This is a genomic window from Frankia sp. Allo2, from assembly GCF_000733325.1.
Lineage (GTDB): Bacteria > Actinomycetota > Actinomycetes > Frankiales > Frankiaceae > Frankia > Frankia casuarinae.
Map to the genome: position 1 here is coordinate 52,965 of NZ_JPHT01000016.1, position 13,314 is coordinate 66,278.

12 protein-coding genes and 1 pseudogene are annotated in these 13,314 nt (G+C 68.1%); 6 read left to right on the forward strand and 7 right to left on the reverse strand.

The features are described from left to right. Nucleotides 1-316: 316 nt before the first annotated feature. Nucleotides 317-643 (forward strand): putative quinol monooxygenase, encoded by a 327-nt coding sequence (locus tag ALLO2_RS12825; protein ID WP_011436437.1) that lies wholly within the window; start codon nt 317-319, stop codon nt 641-643. 336 nt (nt 644-979) lie between these two features. Here the strand turns inward: ALLO2_RS12825 and ALLO2_RS12830 are convergent, their stop codons facing one another. Continuing rightward, nucleotides 980-1,384 carry a helix-turn-helix domain-containing protein gene (locus ALLO2_RS12830; RefSeq protein WP_011436436.1) on the reverse strand — a complete coding sequence of 135 codons (405 nt, stop codon included), beginning with the start codon at nt 1,382-1,384 and terminating at the stop codon, nt 980-982. Nucleotides 1,385-1,624: 240 nt separating this feature from the next. Between ALLO2_RS12830 and ALLO2_RS12835 the strand changes: the two genes are divergently transcribed. After that, entirely contained in the window at nt 1,625-3,061 is a 1,437-nt protein-coding gene (locus tag ALLO2_RS12835; RefSeq protein ID WP_082456732.1) for a DHA2 family efflux MFS transporter permease subunit, read from the forward strand. Nucleotides 3,062-3,101: 40 nt separating this feature from the next. Here the strand turns inward: ALLO2_RS12835 and ALLO2_RS27235 are convergent. After that, nucleotides 3,102-3,341: pseudogene (locus tag ALLO2_RS27235) on the reverse strand (DDE-type integrase/transposase/recombinase); the annotation flags it as partial. Nucleotides 3,342-4,119: 778 nt separating this feature from the next. Next, nucleotides 4,120-4,419: a hypothetical protein gene (locus ALLO2_RS27240; RefSeq protein WP_232235075.1), complete on the reverse strand. Its 300-nt coding sequence runs from the start codon at nt 4,417-4,419 to the stop codon at nt 4,120-4,122. A 236-nt stretch (nt 4,420-4,655) separates the two neighbouring features. Between ALLO2_RS27240 and ALLO2_RS24490 the strand changes: the two genes are divergently transcribed. The 3 genes from ALLO2_RS24490 (at nt 4,656) to ALLO2_RS12855 (ending at nt 8,167) form a co-directional block, all read left to right on the forward strand. Further along, a complete protein-coding gene (locus ALLO2_RS24490; RefSeq protein WP_023841228.1) occupies nt 4,656-5,696 on the forward strand; it encodes a homoserine O-succinyltransferase in 1,041 nt (346 codons plus the stop codon). Between the two features lie 522 nt (nt 5,697-6,218). Continuing rightward, complete coding sequence (locus ALLO2_RS12850; RefSeq protein ID WP_011436430.1) at nt 6,219-6,941, forward strand: TenA family transcriptional regulator; 723 nt, start codon at nt 6,219-6,221, stop codon at nt 6,939-6,941. Then, nucleotides 6,938-8,167: an O-succinylhomoserine sulfhydrylase gene (locus tag ALLO2_RS12855; protein WP_011436429.1), complete on the forward strand. Its 1,230-nt coding sequence runs from the start codon at nt 6,938-6,940 to the stop codon at nt 8,165-8,167. The genes ALLO2_RS12850 and ALLO2_RS12855 overlap by 4 nt, the downstream gene beginning before the upstream one ends. A gap of 75 nt (nt 8,168-8,242) precedes the next feature. On the opposite strand, the gene ALLO2_RS12860 is transcribed toward ALLO2_RS12855, so the two are convergent. Then, a complete protein-coding gene (locus ALLO2_RS12860) occupies nt 8,243-9,544 on the reverse strand; it encodes an MFS transporter (RefSeq protein WP_157493369.1) in 1,302 nt (433 codons plus the stop codon). Between the two features lie 101 nt (nt 9,545-9,645). Between ALLO2_RS12860 and ALLO2_RS12865 the strand changes: the two genes are divergently transcribed. Beyond that, the gene (locus tag ALLO2_RS12865; protein ID WP_023841230.1) at nt 9,646-10,659 is read left to right on the forward strand and encodes a GlxA family transcriptional regulator; all 1,014 of its coding nucleotides are present in this window, start codon (nt 9,646-9,648) and stop codon (nt 10,657-10,659) included. 414 nt (nt 10,660-11,073) lie between these two features. Here ALLO2_RS12865 and ALLO2_RS12870 read toward each other — a convergent pair whose 3' ends face one another. The 3 genes from ALLO2_RS12870 to ALLO2_RS12880 all read right to left on the reverse strand — a co-directional run bounded on the left by ALLO2_RS12870 (nt 11,074) and on the right by ALLO2_RS12880 (nt 13,211). Further along, entirely contained in the window at nt 11,074-11,676 is a 603-nt protein-coding gene (locus ALLO2_RS12870; RefSeq protein ID WP_011436426.1) for a phosphonate degradation HD-domain oxygenase, read from the reverse strand. Further along, nucleotides 11,673-12,452, reverse strand: a complete 780-nt coding sequence (locus ALLO2_RS12875) for a phytanoyl-CoA dioxygenase family protein (protein WP_011436425.1) — start codon at nt 12,450-12,452, stop codon at nt 11,673-11,675. Before ALLO2_RS12875 ends, ALLO2_RS12870 begins: the two co-directional genes overlap by 4 nt. Nucleotides 12,453-12,545: 93 nt before the next feature. Then, nucleotides 12,546-13,211: a GPR1/FUN34/YaaH family transporter gene (locus tag ALLO2_RS12880; protein WP_035732340.1), complete on the reverse strand. Its 666-nt coding sequence runs from the start codon at nt 13,209-13,211 to the stop codon at nt 12,546-12,548. Nucleotides 13,212-13,314: the final 103 nt, after the last annotated feature.

Consider the following 13,314-nt stretch of genomic DNA (forward strand, 5'->3'; position numbering starts at 1 on the left):
CCCTCCCCGGACAAGGAAAGTCTGACAAGTATACATTCGCCCACACTGCGTCGTGACACCTCGGCTGCCCTACGGCGTCCCTGCCACCCAGCGTCCCTGCCACCCAGCGCATCGAGCCCTGATCACGAACCCGCGGCAGGCCCCGAAATTTCTCAAATCGAGACTGCCCGTGGCGGCTGTGACTGCTACGACCATGGGCGAGGTGCCGAGCGTGGGGGCCACCCGTCGTCGATGGTGTGGAGACAGTCATTGGAGCTCGGTACCCCAGGCGGTCCGTCGCCCACAGCAAGAGCCATGAGCTCGGAAAGGGTCTATAATGATCTTTATCACCGCCAAGTTCCGGATCAAGCCGGAGTATGCCGACCAGTGGCCGGAGATCTCACGGGCGTTCACCGAGGCGACCCGCGCTGAGCCGGGCTGCAAATGGTTCGACTGGTCCCGCAACATTGAGAGCCCGACCGAGTACGTACTGGTCGAGGCATTCCAGGATGGCGACGCCGGAGCCGCGCACGTCCAGTCCGACCACTTCAGGGCCGCCCGGCAGACACTGCCGAAGTACCTCGCCGAGACGCCGCGCATCGTGAACACGGTTCTGGAGCAGGACGACTGGTCGGAGCTCGGCGAACTCGCTGTGTCCGACTGATCGGTCGGGCCGCCGGCGACGACAGGCGGAGCCCCGGTCGGAAACCTCCGTGACATCCAACCAGACGCCGCTATTCCCGTGGTCCGGCGTATCGGCATGAGGAAGAGACCGGGTCAGCCGCCGACGTGGACACGCCGGCAGTTGATCGACGGAATTCGGTGGCGGACGCGGACCGGGGCACCGTAGCGGGACGTTCCCGCCCAGTACGGGCACTGGCGCATGGTGTACGGGCTGCCCTGTTCCAGGACTGGCATCCGGACGGGATCGCTCCAGCCCAGCGACAGTCACCCAGCGTCATACTCGGATGCATCTTCGCATCATGGCCTCCAGGGTGCTCTACTCGACCCCACCCTGGGGGCCGTGGTTGCGGTCGTAGGCCGCGCGGGCCACGGCGATGTCGTCGCGGTGCCGTTCGGCCCACGATGTGAGCGTCCGCAGCGTGGCATACAGCTCCCGGGCCATATCGGTGGCCTGGTACTCGACCTTCGGCGGCACCGTGGGGTAGACGACCCGCGTCAGCAGCCCATCACGTTCCAGGTTACGCAGTGTGAGGGTGAGCATCCGCCGGCTGATGCCGCTGATCGACCGCTGCAGCTCGGTGAACCGGACCGGTCCGTCGCTGATCCGCAGCAGGATGCCGATGGCCCACTTGCCACTGATCCGGTTCAGCACCTCCAAGACGGTGCAGGCCTCGGCCTCGTGGCCGGGGGAGTCGATCACATCGCTGTTCCCCTGAAACATGAAAGTGCCTCCTTCCGGCCACTCCCACAGTCACACATGATGGCTTCCGTAACAAGGCATGCCCCANGCGGCGGCTGNAACCGCCGCACCTGGCTGGCGGCCGCGACCGGCCCGCCGCCGCGGCCCGTCCGGCCTCCTCGACGTCAAGGAAGACTGTTGACCGACTCGACTCCCCCGGCCCCGCCCCCGGCGCTCCCGTCCCGCTGGCTCGCCCTCGGGGTGCTCTGCACCAGCAACCTGATGGCCATCCTGGACAGCTCGATCGTTACGGTCGCGCTGCCGACCATCCAGCAGGACCTCGGCTTCTCCCAGGCGAACCTGGCCTGGGTTGTGAACGGATACCTGATCGCCTTTGCTGGCCTGCTGCTGCTGTCCGGGCGGCTGGGTGACCTGCTGGGCGGCCGGCCCGTCTTCATCGGGGGGCTCGGCCTGTTCACGGCAGCCTCGCTGGCCTGCGGCCTGGCCAACACCGGCGGCCTCCTGATCACGTTCCGCTTCCTGCAGGGCGCCGGGGGGGCGCTGGCCTCCGCGGTGGCACTCGGCATGATAGTCACGATCTTCCCTGACAGCCGGGAGCGGGCCAAGGCACTGGCCTGCTACGCCTTCGTCGCCGCGGCCGGCTCATCGATCGGGCTCATCCTCGGCGGCGTGCTGACCAAGAGTCTCAGCTGGCCGTGGGTCTTCTACGTCAACGTGCCGCTGGGTGTCCTCGCGGTGGTGCTCGCCCTGTGGGTGCTGCCCCCGATCGCCGGGCTCGGGCTGCGCGAGAGCGCGGACGTTCTCGGCGCCGGGCTGGTGACCGCCGGGCTGATGCTCGGCGTCTACACCGTCGTCCGGGGCGGGGCGGACGGCTGGAGCGACGGCGGGACGCTGGGGTCGCTCGCCGCCTCGCTGCTCCTGCTCGCCGCCTTCGTGGGCCGCCAGGCCAGAGCGGCCAAGCCACTGCTGCCGCTGCGCATCTTCCGCTCCCGCGCGGTCGGGGGAGCGAACATCATCCTGACCCTGATGGTGGCCGGCCTGTTCGGCTACCAGTTCTGCACCGCCCTGTACCTGCAGGACGTGCTCGGCTACAACGCGCTGCGCACCGGGCTGGCGTTCCTGCCGGCCCCGCTAACCATCGCGGCCGTCTCGCTGGGCCTCGCGTCGCCGCTGAACACCCGGTTCGGCCCCAGGCCGGTGATCGTCGTCGGGCTGCTGCTGGTCGCCGCGGCGCTCCTACTGTTGGCCCGGCTACCGGCTGACGGCAGCTACGCGAGCGACATCGCCCCGGTGTTCGTCCTGCTGGGTATCGGTTTCGGCGCGGCGATGCCCGCACTGATCGGCCAGGCGATGGCGGTCTCCGACCCCGCCGAGGCCGGCGTCGCATCCGGGGTGGCCAACACCACCCAGCAGATCGGCGCCGCGCTCGGCACCGCGATCCTGGCCACCCTTGCCGCCTCCCGCACCGACTCGCTGCTCGACCACGGCAGGAGCACCACCACCGCCCTCACCGGCGGGTTCCACCTCGCCTACGCGGTGAGCGCGGCCCTGGTCGCCGCGGCCGTCCTCGTCGCCCTGTTCGTCCTGCGCCCGCCCGGCCAGTCGCGGGCCGCCGACAGCGCACGGACCGCCGACGCCCACCCAGCCGAGACCGACGACCCGACGCAGCCGGCGGGGGTGCCGGCCGCGGGACAGTAACCGCCGGGGCCAGCCGTCGGGGACGGGGTAGAAGGAAATCCTTCGCGACCACCGCGTCCTCGGCGGCAGCGACAAGCCAGCCGGTCACATACCGGGAGTAGATATCGATGATGACGTACAGCCGGTACCAGACGCCTTTCTCGGGTCCTTTCAACGCGGTGATATCCCGCGACCAGACCTGTGACGGTCCGGTCGCGGACAGCTCGGGGCGGACCCGCGGCGGGTGGGTCGCCTGCGCACGGCGTTCCCTGGTCTGCCCCGCCGCCCGGACGATCCGGTACTCGGAGTCCGCTCTCTCGGAGACCTGCCGCAAGAGAGAGCGCGTGCTTTTCCCATAAAAGCCAGCGCGGTTTCTGCCGTCGCAAGTTTCGCTTTCAACCGTTCGTTCTCGCGGCGCAGACGCTCCAACTCGATCTGTTCCGCCGACTTCCCCGGATTCTTCCCCGGAGCGCGGGCCGGGACGCCTGCTCTTCCCAGCGCCCCCGCGTCACGTGCCCGGGTCCGCTCCACCACATGCGAGGAGAACAAACCCTCCCGGCGCAGGATCGCACCCTTCTCGCCGTGCGGGGCGTTCTCGTACTCCGCGACGATCCGCAGCTTGTACGCCGTGCTGAACNCCCGCCGCGACGGACGCGGCGCCGGGTCCCGCGCCTGCGGTGACCCGGCCGGAGCCTCCTGCGACTCAGGCTCCATGAACATCATGGATCTCCGATCACGCCCTCCGTAGCCAGCTCACACCCACGAGGGTGTCTCACTCAACCCCGACAGAGAGGGCAAGGACGGTCCCTACCGCGACCGCCCGGACTGCTTGCCAACAAATTTCCGCACCTTCAGCCAAAGGGCTTGAGAGTTCATGAAGGCTGGGTGTAGGCTCCCCATTGTGGAGCAAGAGGGAAATTTGGACCGCAGACCTCCACTAGTGCCACTTAATTAACAGATCTTGATTTTGCCTATCGTTCACTTCATCCACCTTCGTCGATCCTGGTCTTGGCGTCGATCGAGTCGCAGATGATCGAAAACTGGTCGACCATAGCGAGACGCGTGCCGGTCATTTCTGTTTACGGAAGGTTGATCCTGAAATCGATATCAACTACGCGCGCACGCGGAACTGGGGCGATCGGTGTCGCGGCGGCCGACTGGGGTCGCGGGNGCCAACAAGTGATCAAGAGAAGACGAGGCCGACGATGACCCAGTTGTCGCCAAAGCCGACCTGCCGGTTGCCCCTTCGCGGAGCCGTCGTGGAACCAGCCGGCGGCCCACACCTTCTTCCCCGCCCGGTGGAACAGGGTGTCATCGACCACGACAGTCAGCGGCCCGGCCGGGAGCAGCCGGTCGACGACGACGCGGGCGAGTGCCAGGCCGACCCGGTCGGGCGACCAGACCGCCCGCGCGAAGAACCGGTGCGCCTATCCACATCGTGAGTGGGGTGACATGTTCGACGGAAACGATCATGTCATCTCTCATCATGCGTGCGTCATGATGTGCGGCGAGGACCGCGCGGCACGCAATGTTTATATCAACTAACTGACACGTCGACAGCTGGCCGCGAGCAGCGGCGCGGGGCTATTCTTGCGGTCGAACAGGGGAAGGAAAGATGCCGGAGAAGCCACCTCATGGATCCCTCCGTGTCGGAGTCGTTGACCTCATGGCGGCCACCGGCCGAGGAACAGGAGGGCAGCAGTTCGACCGGCTGATAAGAAACGCGGCGAACAGCGCCAGAGTGGCAGTCCACGTCGATGTGGTGGACCTCGACCCGACGACCAGCCATCCCCATCTTCCGGGGTCACGAAGCGATTGGCAGCGAATAGCATCATTCGATGCTCTGGTGGTGACCGGCGCACAGCCACAGAATTCCCGCCCAGAGAAGGACCCGGGCTATCCGGTGATCGAGCGGATTCTCGACCTCAGCCGGAGACGGAATTTCTTCACTGTGTTCTCCTGTCTGTCTGCGCATTTAGCCCTCCACCAGATGTGCGGCGTGCAGCGCCGCCGACTGGCACACAAGAGGGTCGGCGTGCTCGACCATCAGACCGTCGCACGACGCGGCCCGCTCACCGTCGGGCTGCCCGACGTCGTCACCATGCCGCATTCCCGATGGAACACTGTGGACCGTGACGAACTCGTCGCCTGCGGCGTGCGCCTGGAGCTGCTTACCGGTGGCTCTGACTGGGCGGTAGCGACCAGTCAGGACGGGGTCCGTCAGGTCTTCGTCCAAGGTCACCCGGAGTACCTGCCCGACATGCTGCTGCGGGAGTACCGCCGCGACGTCCGGGTCTTCCTCACGGACCCTGACGCGCCGTACCCGCCGATCCCGGAGGGCTACCTGGCCGATACCGCAAGCCGGCGGCTCGCCGCGTTCGCCCGGCGCGCCCGCAGCCAGCGCTCTCCCACGCTGGCCACACAGCTGCCCACTGTCGGGCCGCTGCCTGACGTCGCCCGGCGGTGGACCGCGGAGGCGACCGCCATGACCGCGAACTGGATCCGCAGGGTCGCCGACGGATCCACCGGGAGGATCAATGACCCACCTACCCGACCAGCCGCCGGACGGCACCAGGATGACCTGGTCCTGGCCAACGGATGTTCGTCCGTACAGTACGGACCTCGCCTCGATGCTGGCCGCGAGCGTGATCGATGACGGCATCCTCGGCTTCACCGAGCCGGTTACGCCGGCCCAGGGCGTGGGCTTCGCGGAGGACCTCGCCCGTCGGGTCGGCACAGGCGAAGCGCTCGTCCTGCTCGGCCAGGACGACGAGGGCGTCTGCGCGATGTGCGTCGTCGCCCTGAACTCGATGCCGAACTGCCGGCATCTCAGCGAGGTCAGCAAGGCATACCTGCGTCCCCGGATCCGTCGCACCGGTGCGGTGATCGAGCTCGTGTTCGCCGTCTGCGAGCGACTCGCCGACGTCGGGGTGGAGCGCGTTCTCATCGACGTCCGCGAAGGCTCCCCAGCCCACCGGGTCTGGAGCGGCTTCGGGTTCACCACCTACGGCGTGCTGGACGACTACAGCCGAGTGCGGGGCATCAGCCACCGCGGCCTTTACATGACTCACGCCGTGTCCGAGCTACAGGCCGTCACGGCCGACCGGCTGGCCCGTCGTGCCGATCCCNCNCGCCGCCACNCCNCCCCACAAGCCGCCATCGCAGAGAGGACGAGCCGATGACGCTCCCGCGGGACAGGTTCAGGGCGTCCCTGGAGGAGACCCTGCACCAGCACCTCACCATCGCCCACCCGGTGTTCGGGCTTCTACTGGACGCGGACAACCCTCAGCCGCGTTTCCTCCAGCAGGTAGCGCTACAGGGCTACCAGCTCACCAAGCACTTCCTTACCTACGTCGAGCACCTGTTCTTCTACTGCCCGCTCCCCCGGCACAAGCGGCGCCTGCTGCACAACCTCTACGAGGAGGAGACCGGGCGGATCTCGAAGACGCGGAACCACGTCAAGCTGATGCAGGACTTCCTGCTAGCGATCGGGATCGACGACGAGACCCGGGATGCCGCCGTCGCGCTGCCGACGACCCAGGAGCTGATCGACTACCGGCTCGCGGCGGTGAAGGATCCGGATCGCTATCACGTCGGTGCCGCCGCGGTCACCATCGCGAGCGAGGGGCAGAACCTGGAGAAGCTAGGCAGCGAGAGCCGCGACATCCTGTTCGGTCGGGTGTACGGGCTCGAGCCGAGGGACCTGCTGTTCTTCTCGGTGCACCAGGTCGAGGACATCACCCACACTCAGCAGGGCCTCGACCTCGTCGCAGACCTGTGCACGACGGAGCAGATGCAGCAGGAGGCGCTCTACGCCGTAGCGCATACCTGCGAGCTGTTCTACGGCATGTACGAGGGCATCTACCAGGAATACCTGGCCGGACGGCTGCTGCCCGCATGACGCCTCCGTCCTCCAACCGTACGGCCTCCGGCACCCGCCGCGGACTGGCGACGGAGGCGGTGCGTGCCGGCCATCGCCAGTCCGTTGACGACCAGCACAGCGAGGCGCTGGTACTCACGTCGAGCTACCTGTTCGACGACTCGCACGACGCGGCGGAGAAGTTCGCGCAGCGGCGCCCCGGCAACGTCTACGTCCGGTTCACGAACCCGACGGTGCGCGCGTTCGAGGAGCGCGTCGCGCGGCTGGAGGGTGCCGAGTCCGCCGTAGCGACCGCGTCCGGGATGGCCGCGTTCTTGGCGGTGTCGCTCGGGCTGCTGCGCGGCGGGGACCATGTCCTGCTTGCGGAGGGTGTCTTCGGCACCACGACCCGGCTCTATGCTCACTATCTGGACCGGTTCGGCGTCATGACGACCGTCGTTCCGGTGACCGACCCGGCCGCCTGGGCGCGCGCAATGCGTGCGCAGACCAGGATGCTCGTCGTTGAGAGCCCCACGAACCCGGTAATGGCCGTGGCCGACATCAGGTACCTCGCAGAGCTCGCACATGCCGCCGGCGCGCTGCTGCTGGTCGACAACACCCTGTGCACCCCGGTGTTCCAGCAACCGATCGTGTTTGGCGCAGACCTCGTTCTGCACTCCGCCGGCAAGTACATCGACGGTCAGGGCCGCTGCGGCGGCGGCGTTGTCGCCGGCCGCGCGGGCCTGATCTCCGAGCTGCACGGTGTGCTGCGCACCGCGGGCCCGAGCCTCAGCCCGTTCAACGCGTGGATCTTCCTGAAGAGCCTGGAGACGCTGCCGGTGCGGATGCGGGCGCACGACGCCAACACGGCGGTGGTGGCTGCCTGGCTAGCCGACCAACCGGACGTACGGGCGGTGCACTACACCGGCAGCGCGGATCACCCGCAGCGGGAGCTGGTAGCCGCCCAACAGTCCGGGCACGGCGGAGTGATCAGCTTCGAGCTGTACGGCGGCCAGCAGGCCAGCTGGTCGTTTGTCGACCGGCTTGAGCTCGTGTCGAACACGACAAACATCGGGGACACCAAGTCGATGATCACCCATCCGGCAAGCACCACCCACGGCCGGCTCACGCCGGCACAGCGCGACTCCGCCGGCGTCACCGACGGCCTGCTGCGCCTATCGGTCGGCCTGGAGGACGTCGAGGACATCGTCGCCGATCTGGCCCGGGCGTTCGCAGCGACCAGGCCTGCCGGGGCCCGCGCCCGATGAACCCGCAGCCGACAGCCCCGCAGGCGCCAGGCCAGCCGGTTTTTCCAGGGCTCGACAGGGTGCCACGCAGACCGCTCATTGCCGGGAAGCGCCGGCGGGGACGGCCGCCGGGCGTGGCGCGGGCAGCCGGGCGATCAGCAGGAACGACACCCCGACCAGCAGCGCCTCGCCCATCGCGACCTGCGTATAGGAGTTGTACGAGTCGGCGACCAGCGCGCCCAGCTGGCTGGAGAGAGCGGCGCCGATGCTGTGCAGCGTCCACAGCAGACCGAGGCCGGTGGCCCGGGCGCCCTCGGGCAGCACCCGGCCAATCCACAGCGTGGTCGCGACCACCGTCGCCAGATAGCTCGCCCCGAAGATGNCCCCGAAGGCCAGCGAGGCGGTTACGGTCGCGTCGAAGGCGACGAGCACCATCGCCCCGCCGCGCAGCGCGTAACCGACAAGCAGGGTCTGCCGGACCCGGCCCCGGTCACACCTTCGGCCGGCGGCCAGTGAGCCAAGGATCTCGAAGACGCCCAGCATGGCGAGGGTGCCACTGACGACACCCGGGCTCATGCCATGTTCGTGCAGATCGGTGACCAGGTGAACGTCGACAAACGCCATCGTGATCCCACAGCCGGTGAACGCGACGGTCAGCGCCAGGAACACAGGGTTGGCGGCTGCCAGCCGCAACCGGTCCCCGAAGCCGAGCCGCGCGTNGTCCGCGGTCCCGGGTGTGCCCGGCGTCGCCGTAGGCGCCGGCTCGTCCTGGCCGGACAGCCGATACAGCAGCAGCGCAAGTGGGGTCAGCACGAGGAGCATCGACAGACCGGCGACGACGAAGACGGCCCGCCAGGACGCGAACGCGCCGAGCCACACCCACAGCGGCACCAGCACGATGAACCCGACAGCCGGGCCGTTCGTCATGACCGCGTACGCCAGGCCCTCCCCGCGGGCGGTGAACAGCTCGCTGGCAAGCTTTCCCAATGGAACGTACGAGAGCATCGTGAAGGCGAAGGCGCCGAGCACGCCGTAGACGGACGCGAACAGCGACACCCCCGGCGCCGCCGCGCAGATCAGGAAGGCGGCACCGGCGAGCACCGTTCCGCTGACCAGCACGGCCGCGCCGCCGAACCGATCGGCCAGCACCCCGACGACCGGGCTCGCCACCGCGATGACCACAGCGAAGACCGTCGTCGACCAGGCGAACGTCCCGCGGCTGACACCAAGGTCCACTGCGATCGGCGAGAAGTCCACTTGAATCGTGTTCTTCAACGCCGACCCGGCCAGCGACAGCGTGAACGCGAGCGTCGCGGCGAAAATCAGCGCCGTGTTCCGCCGGCTACGACCAGCAGGGGACGCGACTTCAGGTGCGTCGGCGGCGTCTCGAGTCGTCATCGGGTCCGCATCCTTCGGGTCGGCCCGGCGGGGCAGCGGCTTGCTGGACACGAGGCCAGAGTGCCGGGCGCCGAGTGCGCAGCGGAATAGGCTGTTCTGCCGTGCTGCATAAGGAAACGGCCACTCGCCACGCCGTGGTGGCCCTCGCGGTCCCGGCCACCGTCGCGATGGACCTCGCGATCCCGGCCCAGGTGTTCGGCCACCTGGACCTGGCCGAGCATTACACGTTCACGCTGTGCACGGAGCAGCCTGGCTCGCTGCCCACCACCACCGGCTTCGCCTTGGAGGTGGCGCACGGGCTCGCCGCGCTGGATGCCGCTGACACCGTCGTCGTCCCCGGGTACGCCCCACTGGTCACACCCGCACCAGGGGTGCTCGACGCGCTGCGCGCGGCTGCCGACCGCGGCGTCAGACTGATGTCGGTGTGCACCGGAGCGTTCGCCCTCGCTGCCGCCGGGCTACTCGACGGTCAGCGGGCCACCACCCACTGGGAGGACGCGGGCGACCTCGCCGCCCGCCATCCGACGGTGCAGGTGGACCCGAACGTTCTCTACGTCGACGGGGAGCGGATCCTCACCAGCGCCGGAGTGTGCGCGGGGATCGACCTGTGTCTGCACATACTGCGGCGCGACCTCGGCAGTGCCGTCGCCACCCGCGTCGCCCGCCGGCTGGTGGTGGCGCCCCATCGCGCAGGCGGCCAAGCCCAGCTGTTACGCCGCCCGGTGCCCGGTCCAAAGCCCGGCTCTGGCGGTCCTGGCAGGCTGGCCGCGACCTGCGACTGGGCGCTGGAACGGCTCGCCGAGCCACTGTCCGTCGCTGATCTCGCCGGCCACGCTGGCTACGCGACGCGCACGTTCGCCCGGCGCTTCATCGCCGAGTACGGCGTCACGCCCAGGCAGTGGCTGCTCGCCCACCGGATCGCCGAGGCGCGGCTGCTGCTCGAGGTGACCGACCTGCCGGTGGATCGGATCGCCGCCCGTTGCGGACTGGGGACCGCCGCCAACCTGCGGATCCACCTCGCCCGCGACGCCGCCAACACGCCGTCCGCCTACCGCGCCTCCTACCAGGGCCGCCCGCGCCGAGCGAGTGGGCGTGCCGACGAACTCGCCCCGTAACAGCCGGGTCCAGACGANGTACCGGCGTGGCGTGTTCGATGAGGCGATGCTCGACGCCTGCGAACGGACGATGCGCGGCGTGTGCGCCGACTTTGGCGCGACCCTTGCCGAGTTCACCGGCGAAGCGGACAGCGACACCGTATCAACGGCGGCAGGCTCACCCCTCATTCACGGGTTGTTCACCCTGGCCCGCACCTGGCGGCAGCGCCAAGTCATATCTTGGCCGATTTCGCTGACTTCGCAATACGAAAGCGCTGGTTCCATCTACCCAACGAGCCGGGGACAGCCCATCACGAGCTGGACTTCCGCGTCGGCGGGCACGAGTATCGCCCGCGGCACGGGCCTGACCCGCACAGAACAGTACGCGTTCCTCGCCTTCACGGATGACGGGCGGTCNGGGGCCATNCCCGCCTGTCAAACCACCGCGGAAGCCTCATTGACCAGCCGGCAGACAGCCGGACGCCAATGGTCAAGTTCCGGTACCGCGACGCCGGCTCGCTTGGCGTTGTCGTCCCATCGACGCAACGCGATGGCGAGGTCGGCATGTGGCAGGCAAAGGAAGGCATCGACTTCTCTGCCAGTCATCGGGCCGCCTTGGACGCGTAGGCTTCGGGTGGAGGCTACGGACAGGCTGTTGGCGTAGGCGGGGTCGGTGGCCACGAGATAGCGCTTGGCTTTGACGTGCAGCGCGACCGGAGTGCCGATATCGGGGCCGAACCATCGGGTCAGGTAGCGTGCTCCGACGATTTCGTGATGGAGGTCTTCGGCGAGGAAATTGTGGTGCGCGTCGTGTTCGTCGAGGAGGAGATGGCCGATATCGTGCAGCAGCGCGGCGACCTGCGCGGCCTGGTCATAGCCGTCGGCTTCGGCGAGGGCGGCGGTTTGCCGGGCGTGTTCGAGTTGGGTGACGGTTTCGTCGTATTGACTTTGGCCAACGGCGGTGAGGTAGGCGAACAGTTCATCGCAGAACTCGTCCGCGCCAGTGAAGGTGCCGTGGAGGAGCCGGTCGGTATTCATGCAGATTCCTCGGCGCCCCGGGCGCTGACGTGGCTGTCGCCGGTGAAGTGGCCGATGAGGCTGATTCGGTCGGTGCCGGCGGCTAGGCGGTGCTGCTTTTCCTGGTAGTAGTGGTGGCGGTGGTCACCGTCGGAGGCTGCGTTGTAGGTGAGGTAGATGGCCCGGCGACGATGTGGTGAGGTGTTGACTCCGGAGCGGTGCGGGACGTACCAGTTGAACCAGAGCAACGACCCAGCGCGGACGGGGACGGGTTTCCAGAGGAGGGTCTCGGCGAGACTGGCGGGGATGCAGCCGACATCGTCGGTGGGGAGCGGCTCGTGGTGCATGCCTTCGACGACGTCCAGGCAGCCATTGTCGGTGGTGGAATCGTCGATAGCGATCATGCAGGTGATGGTGGACCGGACAAAGGGGTAGGCGGGCGCGTCCTGGTGTGGGGCGAACCCGGCGCCGCCGGGTTCCTTATAGTTGATCTTTTCTTTGTAGAGGACGGCGGGCTCGCCGAGCAACATGCTGGCAATGTCGAGCAGCGTGCCCCGGGTGAGCAAGGCACGCATGCCGTCATGGAAGGGCACGATGTTCTCGGTGCGGCACCGCACCGAGAATCCGTCCCCGGTGGTCTCGTCGTACTGCAGCAGACCGTCCTCGCGGCCCGGCAGGGCCTCGATCTCATCGACCCAGCGTCGCACCTCCCGCAGGCGCTCCGGGCCAAGGAAGCCGTCCATGAGAAGAACGCCACTGGCCTGCCAGGTCGTGAGGTCAAGGGAATCGGTCAGCAACGTGAGCCTCCGAGGAGCCGGTCAACCAGAACGTCTGTGTAACTCTTGTATCAAGAAGAGACGCTGTGATGCAACTTTGTTACAGCGACCGAGTCAAGATACGAGAGGCTTACCGAGAGGAAGTCCACGGCCACCGGTCTCGCTCCACATAAGATCGACATACAGGTAGACGGCGACGGCAACGAAGGCGAAGACCACGTNCCCGCCGAGATGGATGAAGGTGGTGTTGGCCTCCAGGGTGCCGACGAGCAGCAGGACGAGGGCGACGTCGACCAGGCCGAGGAGCAGGGTGAAGCTCCAAGGTAGCCGTATGGTGACCAGAGTGAGCATGGCAATGGTGACCAGCCAGCAGATCAGCCAGATGGCTTGCGTGTGCACGATCTGGGCATCGGGGATGCCGTACCAGTTGTGCCCGAGTCCGAGGGCGAGTGCGGCGTAGCTGGCGTAGAAGCCGAAAAAAACGGCGAACAGGCTAGCCGAGGCATTTTGCCCGAGCGCGGCGGCCCAGACGGTAGCCAGCAGCAGCCCGATCGAGGTTGCGGCGAGGATGGTCGGGATGCCGGCGGCGGCGGCCTCGGCGGGCACGTAGCCGGCGTCGACCAAGCCGAGTCCGAGCGCGCCAGCGATGGTAATCGGGATGCCGACGATGCCGGGGTTGCCTCGCAGCGGGTTCGTGACCGGTGGGTCGGGCGGGGTTTCGGCCTCGGTCAGTAGCGGTACATGCGTTGCCACCGATGCGGGCGGGGCATCAACGGTCATGGCGGATCGCCTTTCTGTTCAGGGGATGACTGGGCGCGCGTGGGAGCCGTGGGGCGCGGGGCGCGCGGGCCAGCACGAAGGCGGGTTGCGGTGTGCCGGTGGA

Excerpts from the sequence above, each read along its gene's own strand:
- ALLO2_RS24490 (WP_023841228.1), top strand. The coding sequence starts at position 4,656 with ATGCCGGAGAAGCCACCTCATGGATCCCTCCGTGTCGGAGTCGTTGAC.
- ALLO2_RS12855 (WP_011436429.1), top strand. The coding sequence starts at position 6,938 with ATGACGCCTCCGTCCTCCAACCGTACGGCCTCCGGCACCCGCCGCGGA.
- ALLO2_RS12830 (WP_011436436.1), bottom strand. The coding sequence starts at position 1,384 with ATGTTTCAGGGGAACAGCGATGTGATCGACTCCCCCGGCCACGAGGCC.
- ALLO2_RS12835 (WP_082456732.1), top strand. The coding sequence starts at position 1,625 with ATGGCCATCCTGGACAGCTCGATCGTTACGGTCGCGCTGCCGACCATC.
- ALLO2_RS12870 (WP_011436426.1), bottom strand. The coding sequence starts at position 11,676 with ATGAATACCGACCGGCTCCTCCACGGCACCTTCACTGGCGCGGACGAG.
- ALLO2_RS12850 (WP_011436430.1), top strand. The coding sequence starts at position 6,219 with ATGACGCTCCCGCGGGACAGGTTCAGGGCGTCCCTGGAGGAGACCCTG.
- ALLO2_RS12825 (WP_011436437.1), top strand. The coding sequence starts at position 317 with ATGATCTTTATCACCGCCAAGTTCCGGATCAAGCCGGAGTATGCCGAC.